The following is a 22,006-nucleotide window of genomic DNA, read 5'->3' as shown; positions in this document are numbered from 1 at the left end:
CGTGCGCGCTCGTCCGTCCCACGCGGCCTCCCCGTGCCAGGGGCGCCGTCGACCACACGCCCGGCCGTCACCCTACGTCGGCGGGCGGGGGGAACCGGGAGGGGTCCTGTGCGGACCCGGTGGACGGGTGTGGCACGCCGCCGGCCGTCCGGTCATCCCTCGTACCAGCCGCTCCCACCCGCGGGCGCCTCCGGGCCGGTCGTGCCCGTGCCGCTAGCGACGCAGCGCCGGGTGGAGGTGAGCGCGGGGTTCCTCCGGTGTCGCGTCCCTTCCACGCGACCGCCCGTCGTGTACTCTCGGCTCGGACATACCGGCTGGTCGGTCTGTCTGAGTCGACGGCGAGCGGAAGGTCACCGATGCAGCGGTTCGAGGGCAGGGTCGCCCTGGTCACCGGCGCGAGCCGGGGGATCGGGCTGGCGATCGCCGAGCGGCTCGTCGCCGAGGGCGCGTCGGTCGTCGTGACCGGCCGCAAGCAGGAGTCGCTCGACGAGGCCGTCGCCGCGCTCGGCGCCGACCGGGCGCTCGGCGTCGCGGGCAAGGCCGACGACCCCGAGCACCGCGCCGCGACGATCGCCGCGACCGTCGAGCGGTTCGGCCGGATCGACCACCTCGTCAACAACGCGGGCATCAACCCGGTCTACGGCCCGGCGCTGGAGATCGAGTCGGCCGCCATCCACAAGATCCTCGCAGTCAACGTCGTCGCCGCCCTCGAGTGGACCCGCGACGCCGTCGCCGCCGGGCTGGGGTCGGCCGGGGGAGCGTCGGTGCTCAGCACCGCGTCGGTCGCCGGGCTCTCGTCGAGCCCCGGCATCGCGTTCTACGGGGTCTCGAAGGCCGCGCTGATGAACCTCACCGCGCAGCTCGCCGTCGAGCTCGCGCCCCGGGTCCGCGTCAACGCCGTCGCACCGGCCGTCGTCCGCACGAAGCTGGGTGCCGCGCTCTACGAGGGCCGCGAGGCGGAGGTCGGCGCGCGCTACCCGCTCGGGCGGCTCGGCCACCCCGTGGACGTCGCGGGGCCTGCCGCCTTCCTGCTGTCCGACGACGCCGCCTGGGTGACGGGGCAGACGCTCGTGGTCGACGGGGGCGCCTCTGTGGCGCCGATGGGGTGAGGACGTCGGCATGAAGCAGACGAGCGTCGTGGACGACGTGACCCGGGCGGCGGTCGAGCTCTTCGCGTCCCAGGGTTACGCCAACACCTCCGTGCAGCAGGTCGTCGAGGCCGCGGGCGTCACCAAGGGCGCGCTGTACCACTACTTCCAGTCCAAGGACGACCTGCTGTTCGGCATCTACGAGCGGCTCCTGTCGCTGCAGACCGAGCGCCTCACGACGATCGTGGCGCGCGGCGAGCCGACGGCCGAGACCCTGCGCGCGGTGTGCGTCGACGTGATCGAGACGTCCGTCGACTTCCTGCTCGAGGGCACCGTGTTCTTCCGCAGCGCCCACATGCTCTCCGCGCCGCGGCAGCAGGAGGTCACGCGGCGACGCCGGGCGTACCACGACACGTTCGCGGGCATCGTCGAGCGCGGTCAGGCCGAGGGGCTCTACCGCACCGACATCCCGGTCGCGGTGCTCGTGGCGCACTTCTTCTCCGACGTGCACTACCTGTCGCACTGGTACAAGCCCGAGGGTCCGGAGGACAAGACCGTGCTCGCTCAGCAGCTCACCGACCTGTTCCTGGTGTCGATCGCGGCGTCGTCCGCGTCGGCGCTCCCGCTCGCGTCCACTCTCGCCGCACCGGCGGCCGCGACCGCCTCGACCGAGGGCTGACCGCCGTGCGCGCCTGGCACGTCGCGGCCCACGGCGAGCCGGCCGACGTCCTGCGGCTCGTCGACGTGCCGGACCCGGTGCCGGGCGACGGGCAGGTGCTCGTGCGGGTGCGCGCCGTCGCGGTCAACTTCCCCGACGTGCTGCTCGCCCGCGGGGAGTACCAGGTGCGGCCGCCGCTGCCGTTCGTGCCGGGCATCGAGCTGTGCGGCGAGGTGCTCGCGGTCGGCGCGGGGGTCACGCACGTGGCCGTCGGGCAGCGCGTGACCGGCTCGCGCATCGGGGTGCTCGCGGAGCTCGCGGTGCTCGACGCGTCCGAGGTCTTCGCGGCGCCGGACGCGCTCGACGACGTCCAGGCCGCCGCGTTCACGATCGCCTACCAGACCGGCTGGTTCGGCCTGCACCGCCGGGCCGGGCTGCGGTCCGGCGAGACGCTGCTCGTGCACGCCGCCGCGGGCGGGGTCGGCACCGCCGCCGTCCAGCTCGGGGCCGCGGCGGGGGCCCGCGTGATCGGGGTCGTCGGCAGCGCGGCGAAGGCCGACGCGGCGCGCGCCGCCGGGGCGGACGTCGTCGTCGACCGGTCCGCGAAGGACGTCGCCGAGGTGGTCCGCGCCGAGACCGGGGGCGCGGGCGCCGACGTCGTCTACGACCCGGTCGGCGGGGACGCGTTCGCGGCGTCGACGCGGTGCGTCGCGTTCGAGGGCCGCATCGTCGTCGTGGGCTTCGCGGGCGGGACCATCCAGGACGTCCGCGCGGGCCACCTGCTCGTGAAGAACTACACCGTCCACGGCCTGCACTGGGGGCTCTACGCACGCGTGCGGCCCGACCTGGTGGCGGCCGCGCACGAGGAGCTGACGGTGCTCGCCGCGAGCGGAGCGGTGACGCCGCAGGTCAGCGACGTGGTGCCGTTCGAGTCGGCCGACGAGGCGGTGTCGCGGCTCGCCGCCGGGGGCACCACGGGGCGGCTCGTGGTCCGCGTGGGGAGCTGACCGGCCCGGCCCTGACCGGTGGCCCGGCCGGTCCGCCGCGGACCGCCCCGCCGGACCGGCGTCCCACCGAGCGCACCGCCCGCACCGTCCGCCGGGCACCCGTCCACCCGACCACCGATCCCGAGGAGACGACGATGACCGAGCTCGACGGACGGGTGGCCCTCGTCTCCGGCGGAGCCCGCGGCCTCGGCGCCGCGTACGTCCGCGCGCTGCACGAGCGCGGGGCGAGCGTCGTGGTCGGCGACCTGCTCGACGACGAGGGCGCGGCGCTCGCCGACGAGCTCGGGGAGCGCGCGCGGTTCGTGCACCTCGACGTCACGTCCGAGGACGACTGGGCCGCCGCGGTCGAGGTCGCCGTCGGCCTGGGCGGCGTCGACGTCCTGGTCAACAACGCCGGCATCGCGAACGCCGGGCGCATCGAGCGGTACGGGCGCGAGAAGTGGGACGCGGTCATCGCGGTCAACCTCACGGGCACGTACCTCGGCGTGCGTGCGGTCGTGCCGGTCATGAAGGCGGCCGGGAGTGGCTCGATCGTCAACATCTCCTCGGTCGAGGGGATGCGCGGCGACGCGGGTCTGCACGGGTACGTCGCGTCGAAGTTCGGGGTGCGCGGGCTGACCAAGTCGCTCGCGGTCGAGCTCGGCGCGGACGGCATCCGGGTCAACTCGGTGCACCCGGGCTTCGTGCTGACCCCGATGACGGAGCGGCTCGACGTCACGCTCCAGCGGATCCCGCTCGGGCGGCCCGCGGTGCCCGACGACGTGGTCGGTGCGGTGCTGTTCCTGGCCGGTGACGCGTCCGCCTACGTGACGGGCACCGAGCTCGTCGTCGACGGCGGGATGATCGCGGGCGTCCCGCACGCCTGAGCCGACGGGCCGAGGATCTCTGCTCGGCGGTCTCGGAGCGGCCGGGTCGGATGCACACTTCACCCGCTCGCCGCAGCGGAGACTCGGTAGTGTCCGGCTCGTGGGACTGATCAAGAAGACGGCTGGCGCGGCGGTCGTCGTGAACACCAACCAGTCGCGCAAGCACAACAAGCGCGCGGCTCGCGAGCTCGCAGAGCAGACGCGCATCATGCGAGCGCAGGTCGAGCTGCAGGCGAGGCAGATGGCGATGGAGGCGCAGCGCGCGGCAGAAGCGCAGCGCGCGGCCGACATCGCAGCGGGCGCAGCCTGGCATCCGGACCCGTGGGGTCAGGCGCGGCTCCGTTGGCACGACAGCCGCGAGTGGACGCCGATCACCTCGAACTGAGCGCTGCCTCGCTCGCTGCTCTCCCACCGGAGGTCGCCGTGCACAGCGGACGCGTCCCTTGTGCACCGCGGGCCAAGCAGGCCCTGAAAAAGCATTGCGTATCGGACATACCGTCTAGTCGGTTTCCGTTGTACAGTCGGGCCACGCCGACACGACGGAGTGCCGATGCCCGGACTGGAGACGCCCGCCCACGCGGGTGCGATGCGACTGCAGGTGCGCGGCCTCACCGTGCGCTTCGGCGGGCTCGCCGCCCTCACCGACGTCGACCTCGACGTCGCGGACGGCCAGGTCGTCGGGCTCATCGGACCCAACGGCGCCGGCAAGACGACCGTGTTCAACGCGGTGTGCGGGCTCGTGCGGCCCGCCGCGGGGACGATCACGGTCGCCGGGCGCCCGGCCGCGCGCAGCGCGTCGGGCCTCGCGCCCGCCGGCGTGGCCCGGACGCTCCAGGGGCTCGGGCTGTTCCCGGGGCTGAGCGTGCTCGAGAACGTCGAGGTCGGGGCGCTCGCCACCCCCGGCGGCGCACCCGGCAGCAGCACCGCCGACCGCGCCCGGCGCGCGCTCGCCGACCTCGACCTCGCCGACCGCGCCGCGCTCCCCGTCGGCGCGCTGCCCTACCCCGAGCAGAAGCGGGTCGCGCTCGCCCGCGCCCTCGTCGCCGAACCCCGGCTGCTGCTGCTCGACGAGCCCGCGGGCGGGCTCGGTGCCGCCGACATCGCCGAGCTCGACGCGACCGTCCGCCGGGTCGCCTCGCGCGGCTGCGCGGTGCTGCTCGTCGAGCACCACGTCGACTTCGTCATGGGGGTGTGCGACCGGGTCGTGGTGCTCGACTTCGGCCGGGTCATCGCCGACGGGCTCCCCGACGCCGTGCGCCGCGACCCGGCAGTGACGGCGGCGTACCTCGGGATCGAGGTGACCCGGTGACCGCGGCGCTGGCCCTGCGGGGGGTCGTCGTCGGGCACGGCGGGGCGCCCGTGCTGCACGGGGTCTCGTTCGAGGTCGACGAGGGCGCCGTGGTCGCGCTCGTCGGCGGCAACGGCGCCGGCAAGACGACGCTCCTGCGGACCGTGTCCGGGCTGCTCACCCCGACCGCGGGCACGGTGCACCTGCACGGGCGCGACCTCGCCGGCGTCGGCGTCGAGGACCGCGTGCGCGCCGGGCTCGCGCAGGTGCCCGAGGGGCGCGGCGTCATCACCGAGCTCACCGTCGAGGAGAACCTGCGCCTCGGCGGGCTGTGGCGGCGTGACCCCGCGGACCTGCGCGCCGCGCTCGCCGAGATGGAGGAGCTGTTCGAGCCGCTCGCGCGGCGCCGCACGAGCCTCGGCCACCAGCTCTCGGGCGGCGAGCGCCAGATGCTCGCGATCGCCCGCGCGCTCGTCGCCCGCCCCCGCGTGCTGCTGCTCGACGAGCCGTCGCTCGGCCTGGCGCCGCTCGTCGTCGCGCAGATCATGCGCGTGCTGCGCGAGCTGTGCGACCGCACCGGCCTCACCGTCCTGCTCGCCGAGCAGAACGTCGCGGGCGCGCTGTCCGTGGCCGACCGCGGCGTCGTCCTCGGGCTCGGCGAGGTCGTCGCCGACCGCCCCGCGGTCGAGCTCGCGGGCGACGAGACCCTCCGACACGCCTACCTGGGGTTCTGATGGACCGGCTCGTGTTCCTGCTCGGCACCGGGGTCGCCCGCGGCACGGTGCTCGCGCTGTTCGCCCTCTCGCTCGTGCTGATCTGGCGGGCGACGCGCATCGTCAACTTCGCGGCGGGCGCGATGGCCGTCGTCGGCGTCTACGTCGGGGTCGCCGTGATCGGGGTGACCGGGAGCTGGTGGTGGGGGCTCGTCGCCACCGTCGTCGCGGGCGGCCTGCTCGGCCTCGTCGTCGAGCGCGGGGTGCTGCGGTTCGCGTCGCCGCGCTCGCCGCTCTCGGGCGTGATCCTCGCGATCGGGCTCGTCGTCGTGCTGCAGTCGCTGCTCGGCATCGTGTTCGGGCAGGAGCACGAGCCCGTGCCGCCGCCGTTCAGCGACCGGCCCGTGCAGGTCGGCGGGGTGCCGCTGCTCTCGCCCTACGACCTGTTCGTCGTCGTGGTCGCGCTCGGGCTGCTCGGCGCGCTGCGGCTGCTGTTCGTGCGGACGTCGCTCGGGCTGCAGCTGCGCGCGGCGGCGTTCGAGCCCGAGGTGTCCCGGCTGCTCGGGGTGCGGGTCGCGCGGATGCGGACGCTCGGGTGGGTGCTCGCTGCGGCCGCCGCGTCGCTCGCCGCGCTGCTCGCGGTGCCGAACGAGCTCGGGCTCAACCCGCACGCGGCGGACATGCTGTTCGTCTCGGCGTTCACCGTCGCGGTGGTCGGCGGGCTCGACTCGCCGGGCGGCGCCCTGCTCGGCGGGCTCACGGTCGGGGTCGTGACGAGCGTCGTGACCGGGTACCTCGGCTCGACGCTCGCGCCCGTCGCGGTGCTCGCGCTGCTCGTGGTGGTCCTGCTGGTGCGACCGTCGGGGCTGTTCGCCCAGGCCGAGGCGAGGCTCGCATGAGCGCGCGCCGGACGCTCCTGCTCGCCGCGGGCGGGCTCGTGCTGGCGATCGGGGCGACGTTCCTGCTCGACCCGTTCCGCAACTACCAGCTCGCCCTCGTCGCCGCGTACCTGTGCGCGACGGCGGGGCTGACGGTGCTCGTCGGGCTCAGCGGGCAGCTCTCGCTCGGGCACGCCGCGCTGATGGCCGCGGGCGGCTACGGGTACGCGCTCACGGTGAACGCGCTGACCGGGGCCGGCGTCGACGGCGTCGCGCGGTTCCTCGGGGGTGTCGCGGGGGCCGTCGTGGTGTCCGGCGTCGTCGGGCTCCTGCTCGGGCTCGCGGGGGCGCGGCTGCACGGGCCGTACCTCGCCGGGCTCACGCTCACTCTCGTCGTCGCCGTGCCGGCGGTCGCCGCGAGCGTGCCCGCGCTGCAGGGCGACCGCGGCGTGCGCACGGCGTTCGACGGCGTGCCCGGTCCGCTCCGGAGCCTGATCGCGCTCGAGCAGTGGCAGGCGTGGGTCGCGCTCGCCGTCGCGGCGGTCGCCGTCACCGGGCTCGTGCTGCTGCGCGACGGGCGCGCCGGGCTGCGGATGCGCGCGGTGCGGGACGACGAGGTCGCGGCGGCGCTCGCCGGGATCGTGCCGGCGCGGGTCAAGGTCCTCGCGTTCGCGGCCAGCGCGGTGACCGCCGGCCTCGGCGGCGCGGTGCTCGTGTTCGTCACGCAGTCCGTCTCGCCCGGGGCGTTCCCGCTCGCGCTGTCGCTGCTGCTGCTCGTCGCGGTCGTCGTGGGCGGGCTCGGGAGCCTGCTCGGTGCCGCGCTCGGCGCGGTGCTCGTCGTGCTGCTGCCCTGGCTCGTGGGCGCCGCGACCGACGCCCTGCCGCTGCCCGCCGCCGTCGTGCAGCGCCTCGACGGGACGCTCGCGTCGCTCGTCTTCGGGCTGCTGCTCATCGTGCTCGTCGCGGGCGCACCGGGCGGTCTCGCCGGCGCGCTGACAGCGGCCCGTGCCCGGCGTCGCACCCGTCGTTCCCTCCGGGGAGCAGCCGCGCCCCGGCCCACGGACGACCCGCCCGCCGCCCTCCCGACCACCCCCAGCACCCCCAGAGAACCCGTCCGCACACCGACCGAGGGATGACGACGATGTCGCAGCTCCGCACCCGCACGCGCCCCACGCGCACGCACCTGGCCCGCACCGCCGGCACCCTCGCGCTCGTCGCGGTCGTGCCGCTCACCGCCTGCAGCACGCCCGCGGCCTCCCCGGGCGTCGCGGAGGAGACCGTGACGATCGGCACGCACGCACCGCTGACCGGGCCCGCCGCCGCCGGGTACGCGTCGATCTCCGCGGCCGCCTCCGCGTACTTCGACTACCTCAACGACCAGGGCGGCATCCACGGCCGCACCATCGAGTACGTCGTCAAGGACGACGCCTACAACCCGGCGACGACCCAGACCGTCGTCCGCGAGCTCGTGCAGGAGGACCAGGTGCTCGCGGTCGTCAACGGCCTCGGCACGCCCACGCACGGCTCGGTCGTCGACTACCTCAACGAGAACGGCGTGCCCGACCTGTTCGTCGCGTCGGGCAGCCCCGCGTGGGACGACCCCGAGGCGCACCCGTGGACGTTCGCGTTCAACGCCGACTACGTGACGGAGGGCAAGGTCCTCGCGCACCACGCGCAGGAGACGTACGACGATGCGGTGTTCTGCGTCCTCGGGCAGGACGACGACTTCGGCACGGACTTCACGGCGGGCCTGACCACCGTGCTCGGCGAGCTCGCGAGCACGCAGACGTACTCGGTCTCGAACCAGGACGTCACGGCGCAGGTCGGCGCGATGCAGGCCGCCGGCTGCACCGTGAACTTCCTCGCGACCGTCAACGGCTTCACGGCGCTCGCTCTCGGCACCGCCGCGAAGATGGGCTACCGCGCGCAGTGGGTCTCGTCGTCGTCGGGCGGCGACTACCCGACGCTCGTCGGCTACCTCGGCGAGGAGGTCGGCCCGGCCCTGCTGCAGGGCTTCGTGAGCACCAACTACCTGCCGTTCAGCCCCGACGACCCCTGGGTCGAGCTGTTCCGCCGCGTCAACGACGAGTACAACGACGGCGCCCCCTTCACGGGCAACACGGTCTACGGGATGTCCGTGGCGTACACGTTCGCGGAGGCGCTCGCCCGGGCCGGGGAGGACCCGACGCGCGAGAGCCTCGTCGAGGCGCTCGAGTCCGGCGACGTCGTGGGGAACGGGATCGTGCCGCTGCAGTTCTCGGCGGACAGCCACGCGGCGTTCGGCGGCGTGGGCATCACCGTGGTCGACGACGGCGTGCAGGACTACGTCGGCAGCACGTGGACGACCGACCGGGGCGACGGGCCGGTCACCCCGTTCGACGGCGAGCCGGTGCCGCTCGAGGACGAGGGCGTGCCCCAGCCGTGAGCAGCGCGGGCGGCCGTCGCGCTCGGTCGCTGCGCTTCCCCGGACCCCTGCGGCGCACCTCCCGTGCCGGGTCGCGGCTGCCCGCGACCCCGCACCGGCGGACGGTCGTGCCCGCGTGCGGCATCCTTGAGGCAGGCCGTGGGCGTCCCGCCCCTGGCCGCGGGGCGTCCTCGGGCGCTTCCGGGGGGCGCGGTCGCGGGGAGCTCGTGCGCGCCGGGGACATGACTGGGGGGTCACATGTCCGGCGCTGCCGCGGACGAGGGCGACGAGCGAGCGGGCTCGCCACCCGCGTGGCACGTGCACGCGGAGGCGTACGCCGCGCTGTTCGAGCGCAGCACCGACGGGCTCGTCCTCACGAGCCCGAGGGGCGACATCCTCGCCGCCAACCCCGCCGCCTGCCGGATGCTCGGGCGCTCGGAGCCCGAGCTCCGCGGGCTCGGCCGGGTCGGGGTGATCGACCCAGCCGACGAGCGCTGGGAGCGCGCCGTGGCGGTCCGCAACGCCGAGGGCTGGTTCCAGGGCGAGCTGCGGGCCCGCCGGGCCGACGGGTCGACGTTCCCGGTCGACCTGTCCTCCGCCGTGGTCACCGCGGACACCGCGATCGTGCTGTTCCGGGACCTGACCCACGTCGCCGAGGCCGTCGAGCGCGCGGAGGACGCGCGGCGTGCTGCGGCCACCGTCATCGACCTGCTCGAGACCATCAGCGAGGGCTACTTCGCGCTCGACGACGACTGGCGGTTCTCGTACGTCAACCGGCAGGGCGAGCGGATCATGGGCGTCGAGCGCGGCGACGTGCTCGGCCGCGTCTTCTGGGAGGTCTTCCCGCAGCTCCTCGGCTCCCGGCTCGAGGTGTCGTACCGGCACGTCCTGGCGACCGGCGAGCCCGTCGAGTTCGAGGGCTCCTACGGGCCGGAGCGGATCCGCTGCGAGGTTCGCGCCCACCGGCTCCCGAGCGGCGGCATGTGCGTGTACTTCCGGGACATCGTCGAGCGGCACGCCGCGCAGCGGGAGCGCGAGGAACTGCTCGCCCGGCAGCAGGCGGCCCGCGCCGCCGCGGAGGAGGCCCGCGCGGCGGCCGAGGAGGCGCAGCGCGTGCTCACCGAGCACGCCACGCACGACACCGTGACCGGGCTCCTCAACCGCTGGGGTCTGCTGCGCGAGGTCCGCCGGCTCGGCGACGGCGAGGCGTCCGCCCCCGGCCTGGTCCTGCTGTTCATCGACCTGGACCGGTTCAAGCTCGTCAACGACACCCTGGGCCACGTCGCCGGGGACCAGGTGCTCAGCGCCGTCGCGGAGCGGCTGCGCGAGCTCATCGGGCCGCGGGACCTGCTCGCGCGGTTCGGCGGCGACGAGTTCGTCGTCGTCCTGCCGGGGGCGTCCGCCACCGCGGCCGAGGCGCTCGCGCGGCGCATCGTCGACTCCGGCGACGAGCCCGTGGTCATCGGCAGCACGCTGCTCCCCGTCACGGCGAGCATCGGCCTCGCGCACGCGCACGGGGCCGACGAGATCGACACGCTGCTGCGCGAGGCCGACGCGGCCCTGCACCGGGTCAAGGCCGGCGGGCGCGACGGGTTCACGTGGTTCGACGAGGTCCTCCACCAGCAGACCGTCCAGCGCGTCGCGACCGAGCTCGAGCTGCGGCGAGGGCTCACCGCCGGCGACGGCCTCGTGCTGCACTACCAGCCGGCGTTCGGCCTCGGGCGCCGCCCCGGCGTCGCGCACGTCGAGGCGCTCGCCCGGTGGAGCGGCCGCGGTCCCGGGCTCGTGCCGCCGGCGGAGTTCATCCCGGTCGCCGAGGAGTCCGGGCTCATCGTGGCGCTCGGGGCGCAGGTCGTGGCTCGTGCGGTCGAGCAGATCGCGCGGTGGTCCGACCGGCCCGGTGTGCGCGTGTGGGTCAACGTCTCGCCGCGCCAGCTCGCGCTGCCCGGCCTGGCGGACCTCCTCGCGCGCCGGCTCGACGAGGCGGGCGTCGCCGCCGACCGGCTCGGCATCGAGGTCACCGAGCAGGCGATGGACGACGGCCGGCTGGTCGCGCACCTCGAGGCCGTGCGGCGCCTCGGGGTCGCCGTCGCGATCGACGACTTCGGGACGGGCTACAGCTCGCTCTCGCGCCTCGCGCAGGCCCCCGTCGACGTCATCAAGGTCGACCGCTCGTTCGTGCTCGCGACCGGGACGCCCAAGGGCCGGGCCGTCGTCGACGGCATCGTCCGCCTCGCGCACTCGATCGGCGCGCACGTCATCGCGGAGGGCATCGAGACGCCCGAGCAGCTCGACGCGATCTCCGCCGTCGGGGCCGACGCGGCGACGGGGTTCCTGCTCGCCCGGCCTGAGCCCGCCGAGGCGGTCGCGTGGGAGAGCCGGTTCGCGCTCAAGGGGCCGTGGTGACCGGCATACTCACCCGCATGACCAGGGGACGGACGGGGTTTCGGGCTGTGGGTGCGGGAGCCGGGGGCGTGCTGCTGGTGCTCCTCGCGCTCGTGCTGGCGTACTGGCGGCCGCAGCAGGGGCAGTGGGGTCACGACCTGCTCGGGTTCCTCACGTGGGGCGGCGTGCGCCTCGTGTCCTGGGCAGCGGTGGCCGGCGGGGCGTGGCTGCTCGCGTGGGCGTGGCAGCAGCGGCACGCGTCGGACGGGCGGGCGGACGACGACGGGACCGTGCCGCAGGAGGGCTGACCGCGCGGCGGACGTTTCCGTTATCCGCCCCCGTCCGGGTGGTCTCCCTCCGTGTGGCCGGTGCACGCCCCGGACCGCGCGATGATCGATGCCCCACGGAGAGGTCCCACCATGCAGCCCACCCCGGACACCGGGACGGTCGTCGCCGCGCGCGCCGGCGACCCGGAGGCGGTCGACCGGCTCGTCGCCGGGTACCTGCCGCTCGTGTACTCGGTCGTCGGTCGGGCGCTGCGCGGGCACGCCGACGTCGACGACGTGGTGCAGGAGACGATGCTGCGCGCGCTGCGGGGTCTCGGCGACCTGCGCGACCCCGAGGCGTTCCGGTCCTGGCTCGTCGCGATCGCCGTCCGGCAGGTGCGCGACCGGCACCGCGCGCGGGGGGCGGCCCCGGACGCGCTGCCCGACGACGGGGTCGACGGCGACCCCGGTGCGGACTTCACCGACCTCGCGATCGTCCGCCTCGAGCTCTCCGGCCAGCGGCGCGAGACCGCGGAGGCGACGCGCTGGCTCGACCAGGACGACCGCGAGCTGCTCGCGCTGTGGTGGCTCGAGGCGTCGGGCGAGCTCACCCGCGACGAGATCGTCGACGCGCTCGACGTCACGCGCGCGCACGCGGCGGTCCGGGTGCAGCGCATGAAGGGCCAGCTCGAGACCGCGCGCGTCGTGGTCCGGGCCCTCGCCGCGACCCCGCCGTGCGCCGAGCTGCTCGCGGTCACCGCCGGGTGGGACGGGCGCCCGGCGCCGCTGTGGCGCAAGCGCGTCGCGCGGCACACCCGCGAGTGCCTGCAGTGCGCGCCCGCGTGGCACGGGCTCGTCGCGGCCGACCGGCTGCTCGTCGGCCTCGGGCTCGTGCCGGTGCCGCTCACGCTGGCGGTGCTGCGGGACGGGCTGGTCCCGGGCCTGCCCGCCGTCGCGCCGGGTGGATCGCCCGCGCCGACGGTCGACGCGTCGGTGGTCCCGCCGGGCTCGACGCCGCTCGACGCGTCGGTCGTCCCGCCGGGCTCGACGCCGGTCGACGCCGCGGCGCTCGCGCAGGCGCCCGGGCAGTCCGTGGGAGGCGCGCTCGGGCACGCGGGGACGCACGCGGCGCCGGGGCACGGGCTCGCGGCCAAGCTCGCGGTCGCCGCGGGCACGCGGGTCGGGCGCGGCGTGCTCGTCGCGGCGCTGACCACGTCCGCGGTCGCCGGGGTCGGGACCGCGGTGGCCGTCGGCGAGCGAGAGCCGGCACCCGAGACCGTGGTCGCGGCGACGTCGTCCCCGGCCCCGAGCGAGCCGGCGCCGACGCCGACAGCACCCGCGCCCGACCCCGCGCTCGTCCCGCCCGCGGTCCTCGAGCCGCCCGTCGAGACCCCGGCGCCGCCCGTCGAGCAGCCCGCGCCGCCCGCCCCGGAACCGGCGCCCGTCGCCGCGGCGTCGGCCAAGAAGGGCGTCGCGACCTGGCAGTTCGACGGCATCAGCGGGGCGCTCGGCGACGTCGGCGCGGGCTGGTACTACAACTGGTCGGACTCGAACGCGAGCATGCCCGGGCCGGACGGCGTCGAGTTCGTGCCGATGATCTGGGGGCGCGACTCCGTGACCGACGCGACGCTCGCGCGGGCCGCCGCCGAGGGCACGACGCTGCTGGGCTTCAACGAGCCCGACCTCGCCGAGCAGTCCGGCATGAGCGTCGAGGAGGCGCTCGCGGCCTGGCCCCGGCTCGAGGCCACCGGGATGCGGCTCGGCAGCCCCGCGGTCGCGTGGGGCGGCGACACCCCGGGCGGCTGGCTCGACCGGTTCATGACCGGCGCGCGGGCGGAGGGCCGGCGCGTCGACTTCATCACGCTGCACTGGTACGGCTCCGACTTCAGCGACGCCGCCGTCGGGCACTTCCTCGGGTACGTCGACGCGGTGCACGAGCGCTACGGGCTGCCGGTCTGGGTCACCGAGTACGGGCTGATGAACTTCGGCGGGAGCCCGCGGTACCCGACCGGGCCGCAGCTCGCCGCGTTCATCGAGGGCTCGACGGCCGGCATGGAGGCGCGGCCCTACGTCGAGCGGTACGCGTGGTTCGGGTTGCCGGCGGTCGGGGACAGCGCCGCGTTCGGGCTGTACACCGACGCCGCGACGCCGACCGAGGCCGGGCGGGCGTACCGCGCGGCGGGGTGAGGACGGTCCGAGCGGACGGGTGCCGCGCGGGGTCGGGAGGCGTCCGGGACGAGCCCGTCGAGACCGGCCGCCGACACGGTCGGCCGACGTGGATCGTGGCGGACCGATGAGGACCGCCGCCCCGTACGGTCTCATGCGGGAGCGTCCGCACGGTGCGGGCGCGAGGACCTGGAGGAACGCCGGATGGCAACCATCGTCTCGACCCTGTTCAGCTCGCTCGACGGCGTCGTCGAGATCGACCCGGCGTGGCACTTCCCGTACTTCGACGAGCGCATGGGCGCCGCCGTGGGGGAGGACTACGAGGGTGCCGACGTGCTGCTGCTCGGCCGGGTCACGTACGACAGCTTCGCGGGCGCGTGGCCCGACCGGGAGGCCGCCGGCGGGGAGGATGCCGAGTTTGCCAAGACGCTCGGCGACACCCGCAAGGTCGTCGCCACGCGCGGGAGCCACGACCTCGGGTGGCGCAACGTCGAGAAGGCCCAGGGCGACCTGGTCGAGGCGGTGACGGCGCTCAAGGCCGAGCCGGGCCTCGGCAAGATCGTGGTCCCGGGGTCGGTCTCGGTCGTGCGGCAGCTCCTCGCGGCGAATCTGGTCGACGAGCTCCGCCTGCTCGTGCACCCGGTCGCGGCCCGCAAGGGCGAGCGGCTGTTCGACGAGGGCGACGCGATCTACCCGCTGCGCCTGGTGAGCTCGGACGTCTACCCGACGGGCGTCGTGCGGCTGGTCTACGCGCCCGCCGAGCTGCCCGCCGCGCCGGACGAGACGGCGGACTCGGGCGGCGCGGAGGGCTGAGAGGCGCGCCGAGCCGGCCCGGGGCGCGCGGGCCGCGGACAGGACGCCGGAGCGGGGGCGGCTCCGGGGCGAACGGCTCGGACCGCACGGTTCGGCCGGTCGTGCACGCACACCCGGCCGAGCCGTCGTGCGCTCGGCCGCCGCGTCACGCCGCCCCGGCGTCCGCCGTGCCGTGCGGGTCGTGGGCGTTGATCGTCGCGACGACCTGGTCGTAGTCGCCGCGGGCCTCCCCGTAGCGGAGGAACTTGACGTTCTCGACCTGGATCTCGGTCGCGTCGGGCTGCGTCTCGACGAGCTGGAGCACCTCCGCGACGAAGTCGTCGAGCGGCATCGCGATCGCGCTGTCCCGCTGGCCGGGCATCAGGTCGGTCGCGACCGACGGCGGCTCGAGCTCGAGCACCTGGACGCTCGTGCCGGCGAGCTGGAGCCGCAGCGACTCGCTGAGCATGTGGATCGCGGCCTTGCTGGCGTTGTAGCTCGGGGTCGCCCGCAGCGGGGTGAACGCGAGGCCCGAGGAGACGGTCATGATCGTCGCGGCGGGGCGCGTGAGCAGGTGCTCGACGAACGCGGCGATCAACCGGACCGGGCCGAGCAGGTTGGTGGTGACGGTCTGCTCCGCCGAGGCGAGGAAGCCCGCCGGGTGCGTCCAGTCCTCCACGCGCATGACCCCCGCCATCGGGATCAGCACGTTGAGGTCGGGGTGCGCGGCGACGACCTGCCGGGCGACGGTCGCGATGCTCACCGGGTCCGTGGTGTCGATCGCGTAGGCGTGCAGGCCGGGGTGCTCGGCCGTGATCTCGGCGAGCAGCTCGGTGCGGCGGCCCCCGATGATCACCTCGTTGCCCCGGGCGTGCAGGGCGAGCGCGAGGGCGAGGCCGATCCCGCTGGTGGCGCCGGGGATGAAGACGGTGTTTCCGGTGATGTCCATGCTCCGAGTCTTGGCCGGGCGCGCCGGGCCCACCAGGGAGCGCTCATCGGGGGACCGGCGATCCCTGGCTCGGGCCGCGCCGCCGCGTCGATACTGCACGGATGGACCGCGACGCCCTGGCCGACTTCCTGCTGCGGCACCGGGAGGCGCTCCGGCCCGGTGACGTCGGCCTCGGCCCCGGCGTGCGCCGGCGGGCCCCCGGTCTGCGCCGCGAGGAGGTCGCGCAGCTCGCGGTCATGTCGACCGACTACTACGCCCGCCTCGAGCAGCGGCGCGCACCGCAGCCCAGCACGCAGATCCTCGCCGCGCTCGCGCGGGCGCTGCGCCTCACGCCGGACGAGCGCGACTACCTGTACCGGGTCGCGGGGCACAGCCCGCCGGACCGCGCGGCGACCGAGGACTACGTGGCGCCGGGCCTGCTGCGCGTGCTCGACCGGCTCACCGACACCCCGGCCCTCGTGCTCGACGCGCTCGGCCGCACGCTCGTGCAGAACGACCTCGCGCGGGCCCTGCTCGGCGACGTCGACGGCCTGACCGGCTGGGAGCGCAGCAGCATCTACCGCTGGTTCGTGCACCCGGACACCGAGCGACTGCACTACCCCGAGGACGACCGGGACCGGCAGAGCCGCGCGCAGGTCGCGTCGCTGCGGGGTGACGTACGGGGTGAGCGGGGCCGACTCCCCGGCCGGCGAGCTCGTGCGCGAGCTGCTGCGCCGGAGCCCGGAGTTCGAGCGGCTGTGGGACGCGCACGAGGTCGCGCGCCGGTTCGAGGACCACAAGGTGCTGGTCCACGCGGAGGTCGGGCCGGTCGAGGTGGACTGCCAGGCGCTCTTCACCGAGGACGGCTCGCAGACGCTGCTCGTGCTCACCGCCGCGCCGCGCAGCGAGGCCGAGGGCAAGCTACGCCTGCTGCGGGTGCTCGGGACCCAGGAGTTCGCGGGCGGCTCGGGGTAGCGGCCCGCGGCTGCCTGCCCCGGGCGGCTGAGCAAGTCGGAGGCGAGGCTTCGCCCGCCCCGGTCGGACGGGCTCGTCAGGCGGTGGGCGGGGCCTGCGGCACGAGCCGGCGGGCCGCCTCGGCCAGCGCCCACATGCCGCGCACGAGCGCCCGCAGGTCGTCGACGTCGAGCGCGGCGAGCACCTGGATCTCGTCGTCCATGGGCGAGGTGAGCAGGTGGCGCAGGGTCGCGGTGCCGGCGTCGGTCGGGGCGAGCGGGCGCACGCGGCCGTCGTGCGGGTCGGTGTGCCGCTCGACCATGCCGGCGCCGACGAGCCGGTCGACGATCCCGGAGACGGTGGCCGCCGAGACGTCGAGGGCCTCGGCGAGCGCGTGCGTCGTGGTCGCGCCGCCGGTCGCGACGAGCCCGAGCGCGCGGAGCTGCTGGACGGTCAGCGTGGTCTCGAGCAGCGGGCGCAGCCGGGACGTGAGGAACGCGTCGTCCAGGGCCGCGTGCGCCTCGGCGAACTGGGCGACGAGGTCGGCGCGCGGATCGTCGGTCATGGGGCGAGGCTACGGGAACACCGGCGGGATGCTTCGCGTTAGGCTAACGACTGCGCCGAGGATGCCGCGCGTCGACCGCCCCGTCCGCCCTGCCCGTCGTCCGCCCGTCGTCCGCCCGTCGTCTGCCGGCACGTCCCGTGCGCCGTCGTGCCCCTGGAGGCCTCCCGTGTTCCGACTCGCCCGACTGTCCCTGGCGAACCGCGCCGTCGTCGCGCTCGCGACGCTCGCCATCGCCGTCTTCGGGGTCCTCGGCGTCGGCCAGCTCAAGCAGGAGCTCATCCCGTCGCTGCAGCTGCCCGTCGCGGTCGTCGTCTCCGTCTACCCGGGGTCCTCGCCCGAGGTCGTCGAGCAGGGGGTCGTCGAGCCCGTGGAGGCCGCGGTCCGTTCGATCCCGGACATCGAGGCGATCACGTCGACCGCCTCGACGGGGCTCGGCCTGACCACCATCGAGCTCGAGTACGGCACCGACCTGGACGCCGCGACGCAGCGCCTGCAGACCGCGATCTCGCGCCTGCAGACCCAGCTGCCCGAGGACGTCGAGCCGACCGTCATCACCGGCTCGCTCGACGACCTGCCCGTGATCCAGCTCGCGGCGGCGTCCGACGAGGGCGGCGACTCCGGCACGAGCGCGCTCGCCGCGACCATCGAGACCGTCGTGGTGCCCGCGCTCGAGGACATCGAGGGCGTCCGCACGGTCGCCGTGACCGGCGGGACCGCCGACCAGGTGCTCGTCGAGCTCGACGCCGCGCGCGTGGCCGTCGCGGGCGTCGACCCGACCGCCGTCCCCGACCTGCTCGCCGACTACGGCGTCGTGCTGCCCGTCGGCACGCTCACCGAGGGCGACCGGACCTACTCGGTGCAGGCCGGCTCGCGCCTCGGGTCCGTCGAGGACCTCGCGGCCCTCCCGCTCGGCGCCGGCACGCTCGGCGACGTCGCGACCGTCACGGTCACCCCCGAGGACCCGACGTCGTACTCGCGGCTCGACGGCTCCCCGGCGCTCGGCGTCGCGATCACCAAGACCCCCGACGGCAACACCGTCGACGTCTCGCACGCCGTGCAGGACGTGCTCGCGGACCTCGGCCCCGCGCTCGAGGCCGAGGGCGCGCGCACCGCGGTCGTGTTCGACCAGGCGCCGTTCATCGAGGAGTCCATCGAGGGGCTCGCGACCGAGGGCGGCCTCGGGCTCGTGTTCGCGGTCGTCGTGATCCTCGTGTTCCTGGCGTCGCTGCGCTCGACGCTCGTCTCCGCGGTGTCGATCCCGCTGTCGCTCGCGGTGACGTTCATCGTCATGAACGCGACCGGGTACACGCTCAACATCCTCACGCTCGGCGCCCTGACGATCTCGATCGGGCGCGTGGTCGACGACGCGATCGTCGTCATCGAGAACATCAAGCGGCACCTGTCCTACGGCGAGGAGAAGACCGCCGCGATCCTGACCGCGGTGCGCGAGGTCGGCGGGGCCATCGCCGCCTCGACCATCTCGACCGTCGCGGTGTTCCTGCCCATCGCGCTCGTCGGCGGCATGGTCGGCGAGCTGTTCCGGCCGTTCGCCGTGACCGTGGCCATCGCCATGCTCGCGTCGCTGCTCGTCGCGCTGACGATCGTGCCGGTGCTGGCGTACTGGTTCGTGCGCTCGCCGCGCAGCGCCGACGGCACCGAGGACGGCGCTGCGAGCGCGCGGGAGGCGGCCGAGGCGAAGGAGCGGCGTGGCCTGTGGCAGCGCGCGTACGTGCCGTCGCTCGCCGCGGCGCTGCGGCGCCCCTGGGTCACGATCGGCGTCGCCGTCGTCGTGCTCGTCGGGACCCTCGGCCTCGTGCCGCGCCTCGAGACGAACTTCATCGGCGACAGCGGACAGAACACCGTCACGGTGACGCAGCGGTTCGAGGTCGGCACGTCGCTCGCGGCGCAGGACGCGGCCGCGCGCGAGGTCGAGGACGCCCTGGCAGGGGTCGACGCGGTCGAGAGCGTGCAGACGACCGTCGGCACCGGCGACGCGGCCGCGGCGGCGTTCAGCGGCGGCGGCAGCACGCCCTCGGCGTCGTTCGCGATCACGCTCGACGGCGACGCCGACGGGGTGGCCGCGCAGGACGATGTCCGCGAGGCGGTCGAGCCGCTCGTCGCGGCGCCCGTCACCGCGATCAACGTCGCGGGCAGCGAGGGCGGCTTCGGCTCCTCGACGGTCGACATCGCCGTCCGGGCCACCGACCGCGACGACCTCGCGGCGGCCGCCGAGTCCGTGCACGACGCGGTCCGCGACGTCGAGGGAGCCGCGGAGGTCGCGAACGACCTCGCGGGCGAGCAGGAGGTCCTGCAGGTCACGGTCGACCGTGAGGCGGCCGCCGCGCTCGGCCTCTCCGAGACCGTCGTCTCGGGTGTCGTCGCCGCGGCGATGAACCCCGCCCGCACGATCGGCGAGCTCGACCTGGGCGACGGCCCGCTCGAGGTCGTCGTGTCCTCGGGCGCCGCGCCCGCGACGCGCGCCGGGATCGAGGCGCTCGTCGTCCCGTCGGCGCAGGGCCTCGTGCCGCTGACCGACGTCGCCGCGGTCGAGGCCGTGCAGGTGCCGACGTCGGTGACGCGCGTCGACGGCGAGCGGTCCGCGACGGTCCGGGTCACCCCGGCGACCCAGGACGTCGGCTCCCTCACGGCTGAGCTCCAGGCTGCGGTCGACGGGCTCGACCTCCCGGCCGGTGTCGACGTCGAGGTCGGCGGCGTCGCGAGCCAGCAGCAGGACGCGTTCGCGGACCTCGGCCTGGCGCTGCTCGTCGCGATCGCGATCGTCTACGTCGTCATGGTGGCGACGTTCGGCTCGCTCGTGCAGCCGCTCATCCTGCTCGTCTCGGTGCCGTTCGCCGCGACCGGTGCGATCGCCGCGCTGCTCGTCAGCGGGACGCCGCTCGGGGTCCCGGCGCTGATCGGGGCGCTGATGCTGGTCGGCATCGTCGTGTCGAACGCGATCGTGCTCATCGACCTCATCAACCAGTACCGCGAGCGCGGCCGGTCGCTCGACGACGCCGTGCGCGAGGGTGCCCGCAAGCGCCTGCGCCCGATCGTCATGACGGCGCTCGCGACGGTGTTCGCGCTGACGCCCATGGCCCTCGGGCTCACGGGCGGCGGGGCGTTCATCAGCAAGCCGCTCGCGCTCGTCGTGATCGGCGGCCTGATCTCGTCGACGCTGCTCACGCTGCTGGTCGTCCCCGCGCTGTACGTGCTGGTCGAGCGGCGCAAGGAGCGGCGCGCGGACCGGCGGACGGCTCGGCGGGCGGGGCGGCACGCTGCCCCGGCGGCGGCCGCGGACGAGTCGGCGACGCCGGACGCCGTGGCTGCGGTGCGCGACTAGCGCGCCGCGGACGCACCCCGCCGCCGGGTCAGGCGGGCTCTGCGCGCTCCGGGCGGCTGAAGAGCCACGACATCGGTCCGGCGAGGAGGACGGCCGGGACGACCGGCCCCTCCGTCGCGGCGGCGAGCACCACGTTCGCGAGCACGAGGGCGCTGACGACCCGCCAGCGTCCCCACCGGCCGAGCCGACGCGGGCTGCGGGGCGCGACCCACCGCCCCCAGACCGTCACGACGGCTGCGACGAGCGCCACGGAGAGCAGAACCGACGGCAGCCCACCGCCGCCCGCGCGCCAGCCCGACACGGCGACGAGCACGAGCAGGACGAGCTCACCCGCGAACGCCGCCACCGCGAGGGCACCGACGTCGGCGGGCGAGGGAGACCTCGGCGCGGGCACCGGGATCACTCCGCCGGGGCCGGCGTGTGGCCGTGGCGGATCTGGTCGCGTCGCTGCCCGAGGCTCGAGAGGTCGAGCACGACCAGGCCGGCGAGGACCGCCGCGACGAGCGCCATCGCCGCGAGCGCCGGCAGGCGCGCGGCGAGCGGGAGCAGCGCGAGCACGACCCCGGCGGCGACGAGGTGCCGGACCGCCCAGCGGCCACCGGTGCGGCGCAGGAAGGCCGCGTGGCCGACGACGTAGACGGCGGCCCCGACGTAGAGGCTGAGCAGCGGCATGCCGCTCAACGGCTCGCTGAGCGTGTGGTGCTCGGGGTCCGAGACGTAGCTCATCGCCTTCTTGAGGCCGAGCGCGACGAACAGCACGGAGCCGACGATCGGGAAGTGCAGGTACGTGTAGGCGTCCGCCGCCAGCCGGCTGCGCCCCGCGTCGTCGGCCTGCGCGAGCGCGTGCTCGCCCACGTGGGTCGCGACGTCGAAGTAGAGCCACCACATCGCGACGACGGTCGTGATGCCGAACGCGGAGCCGACGATCACCGGCCACGAGACGGCGTGCTCGGCGACGCCCACCCCGACGGACACGATCGACTCCCCGAGCGCGACGATGACGACGAGGCCGAAGCGCTCCGCGAAGTGCCGGGCGCTGTGCAGCCGCCAGCCGGCGGTGTTCGTCACCCAGATCCCGACGTAGTCGACGACGAGGGCCAGCGCCCACACCCAGGTCTGCGCGGGCGGCCCGAGCACCGCACCGAGGGCGAGCAGCCCGCTCGCGAGGACGACCGGGACCGCCGTCGTGAGGATCTGCCGCCGCAGGACGGCGTCGTCCCCGGCCGCGACGAGGTAGCTCGCGAGGTGGAGCAGCCGGACGGCGGCGAAGCAGCCCGCGAAGACGAGCGGTCCGAAGAGCCCGCCGGGCAGGTCGACGAACGACTCGGGGATGGTCAGCGCCATGACGAACATGACGCCGGTCGCGAGCAGCATCGTCAGCCGCACGGTGCCCTCGTCGGCCTGCGCCTGGTTGCCAAGCCACGCGTACGAGCACCACACCCACCACAGCAGCGCGAACACGACGAGCCCGCGCAGGGCGCCCGTCGCCGTCGGCTCGTCGCTCAGCAGCTGCGTGACCTGGACGAACCCGAACACGAACACCAGGTCGAAGAACAGCTCGAGCGTCGTGACACCGTGGCCCGGGCCGGTCCCGCGGACCCGGGCGAACCTCGACCAGCCGGACTGCGCCGTTGCCTCGACCATCCGGGTCACCGTCTTCCTCGGGGGGATCGGGACGAATCGGACCCAACGTAGCGGTGCCGGACCG

Annotated in this window: 20 protein-coding genes and 1 pseudogene; 17 read left to right on the top strand and 4 right to left on the bottom strand. The window is 75.4% G+C overall.

Translation table 11 applies throughout. The features are described from left to right. Positions 1-356 precede the first annotated feature (356 nt). The 14 genes from NXY84_RS21205 (at position 357) to NXY84_RS21140 (ending at position 14,532) form a co-directional block, all read left to right on the top strand. Positions 357-1,109: an SDR family oxidoreductase gene (locus NXY84_RS21205; protein ID WP_258725014.1), complete on the top strand. Its 753-nt coding sequence runs from the start codon at positions 357-359 to the stop codon at positions 1,107-1,109. 10 nt (positions 1,110-1,119) lie between these two features. Further along, positions 1,120-1,767 carry a TetR/AcrR family transcriptional regulator gene (locus NXY84_RS21200; protein ID WP_258725013.1) on the top strand — a complete coding sequence of 216 codons (648 nt, stop codon included), beginning with the start codon at positions 1,120-1,122 and terminating at the stop codon, positions 1,765-1,767. 5 nt (positions 1,768-1,772) lie between these two features. Further along, the gene (locus NXY84_RS21195; protein WP_258725012.1) at positions 1,773-2,753 is read left to right on the top strand and encodes an NADPH:quinone oxidoreductase family protein; all 981 of its coding nucleotides are present in this window, start codon (positions 1,773-1,775) and stop codon (positions 2,751-2,753) included. A 134-nt stretch (positions 2,754-2,887) separates the two neighbouring features. Further along, complete coding sequence (locus NXY84_RS21190; protein ID WP_258725011.1) at positions 2,888-3,619, top strand: glucose 1-dehydrogenase; 732 nt, start codon at positions 2,888-2,890, stop codon at positions 3,617-3,619. 100 nt (positions 3,620-3,719) lie between these two features. Then, positions 3,720-4,004, top strand: a complete 285-nt coding sequence (locus NXY84_RS21185; protein ID WP_258725010.1) for a hypothetical protein — start codon at positions 3,720-3,722, stop codon at positions 4,002-4,004. 165 nt (positions 4,005-4,169) lie between these two features. Continuing rightward, positions 4,170-4,928, top strand: a complete 759-nt coding sequence (locus NXY84_RS21180; protein WP_258725009.1) for an ABC transporter ATP-binding protein — start codon at positions 4,170-4,172, stop codon at positions 4,926-4,928. Next, positions 4,925-5,641 (top strand): ABC transporter ATP-binding protein, encoded by a 717-nt coding sequence (locus tag NXY84_RS21175; RefSeq protein WP_258725008.1) that lies wholly within the window; start codon positions 4,925-4,927, stop codon positions 5,639-5,641. The genes NXY84_RS21180 and NXY84_RS21175 overlap by 4 nt, the downstream gene beginning before the upstream one ends. Beyond that, entirely contained in the window at positions 5,641-6,519 is an 879-nt protein-coding gene (locus NXY84_RS21170; RefSeq protein WP_258725007.1) for a branched-chain amino acid ABC transporter permease, read from the top strand. The genes NXY84_RS21175 and NXY84_RS21170 overlap by 1 nt, the downstream gene beginning before the upstream one ends. After that, on the top strand, positions 6,516-7,634 hold the full coding sequence (locus NXY84_RS21165) for an ABC transporter permease subunit (protein WP_258725006.1): 1,119 nt from the start codon (positions 6,516-6,518) through the stop codon (positions 7,632-7,634). Before NXY84_RS21170 ends, NXY84_RS21165 begins: the two co-directional genes overlap by 4 nt. Further along, entirely contained in the window at positions 7,631-8,923 is a 1,293-nt protein-coding gene (locus NXY84_RS21160; protein WP_258725005.1) for an ABC transporter substrate-binding protein, read from the top strand. Before NXY84_RS21165 ends, NXY84_RS21160 begins: the two co-directional genes overlap by 4 nt. Positions 8,924-9,160: 237 nt before the next feature. Then, the gene (locus tag NXY84_RS21155) at positions 9,161-11,308 is read left to right on the top strand and encodes a putative bifunctional diguanylate cyclase/phosphodiesterase (protein WP_258725004.1); all 2,148 of its coding nucleotides are present in this window, start codon (positions 9,161-9,163) and stop codon (positions 11,306-11,308) included. Between the two features lie 17 nt (positions 11,309-11,325). Beyond that, positions 11,326-11,595, top strand: a complete 270-nt coding sequence (locus tag NXY84_RS21150) for a hypothetical protein (RefSeq protein WP_258725003.1) — start codon at positions 11,326-11,328, stop codon at positions 11,593-11,595. A 111-nt stretch (positions 11,596-11,706) separates the two neighbouring features. Continuing rightward, positions 11,707-13,740: a sigma-70 family RNA polymerase sigma factor gene (locus NXY84_RS21145; protein ID WP_258725002.1), complete on the top strand. Its 2,034-nt coding sequence runs from the start codon at positions 11,707-11,709 to the stop codon at positions 13,738-13,740. Between the two features lie 183 nt (positions 13,741-13,923). Then, positions 13,924-14,532, top strand: coding sequence for a dihydrofolate reductase family protein (locus NXY84_RS21140; RefSeq protein ID WP_258725001.1), 609 nt, complete (start codon positions 13,924-13,926; stop codon positions 14,530-14,532). A 145-nt stretch (positions 14,533-14,677) separates the two neighbouring features. Here the strand turns inward: NXY84_RS21140 and NXY84_RS21135 are convergent, their stop codons facing one another. Beyond that, positions 14,678-15,460 (bottom strand): SDR family oxidoreductase, encoded by a 783-nt coding sequence (locus tag NXY84_RS21135; RefSeq protein ID WP_258725000.1) that lies wholly within the window; start codon positions 15,458-15,460, stop codon positions 14,678-14,680. Positions 15,461-15,561: 101 nt separating this feature from the next. Between NXY84_RS21135 and NXY84_RS21910 the strand changes: the two are divergent. Beyond that, a pseudogene (locus NXY84_RS21910) lies at positions 15,562-16,065 on the top strand (helix-turn-helix domain-containing protein); the annotation flags it as partial. A 58-nt stretch (positions 16,066-16,123) separates the two neighbouring features. Next, entirely contained in the window at positions 16,124-16,414 is a 291-nt protein-coding gene (locus NXY84_RS21905) for a hypothetical protein (RefSeq protein ID WP_396126409.1), read from the top strand. Between the two features lie 76 nt (positions 16,415-16,490). Here NXY84_RS21905 and NXY84_RS21125 read toward each other — a convergent pair whose 3' ends face one another. Next, a complete protein-coding gene (locus NXY84_RS21125; RefSeq protein WP_258724999.1) occupies positions 16,491-16,958 on the bottom strand; it encodes a MarR family winged helix-turn-helix transcriptional regulator in 468 nt (155 codons plus the stop codon). A gap of 166 nt (positions 16,959-17,124) precedes the next feature. Here NXY84_RS21125 and NXY84_RS21120 point away from each other — a divergent pair, with 166 nt between their 5' ends. Then, positions 17,125-20,298, top strand: coding sequence for an efflux RND transporter permease subunit (locus tag NXY84_RS21120; RefSeq protein ID WP_258724998.1), 3,174 nt, complete (start codon positions 17,125-17,127; stop codon positions 20,296-20,298). A 28-nt stretch (positions 20,299-20,326) separates the two neighbouring features. Here the strand turns inward: NXY84_RS21120 and NXY84_RS21115 are convergent, their stop codons facing one another. Beyond that, positions 20,327-20,692 carry a DUF2568 domain-containing protein gene (locus NXY84_RS21115; RefSeq protein WP_258724997.1) on the bottom strand — a complete coding sequence of 122 codons (366 nt, stop codon included), beginning with the start codon at positions 20,690-20,692 and terminating at the stop codon, positions 20,327-20,329. A gap of 5 nt (positions 20,693-20,697) precedes the next feature. Next, positions 20,698-21,942: a low temperature requirement protein A gene (locus tag NXY84_RS21110; RefSeq protein ID WP_258724996.1), complete on the bottom strand. Its 1,245-nt coding sequence runs from the start codon at positions 21,940-21,942 to the stop codon at positions 20,698-20,700. Between the last annotated feature and the right edge of the window lie 64 nt (positions 21,943-22,006).

Origin of the sequence: Cellulomonas sp. NS3, assembly GCF_024757985.1 — a bacterium.
In the GTDB taxonomy this organism is placed as follows: Bacteria; Actinomycetota; Actinomycetes; order Actinomycetales; family Cellulomonadaceae; genus Cellulomonas_A.
The sequence above is the reverse complement of the archived record's forward strand: the minus strand, read 5'-3'. Positions and strand labels throughout refer to the sequence as shown.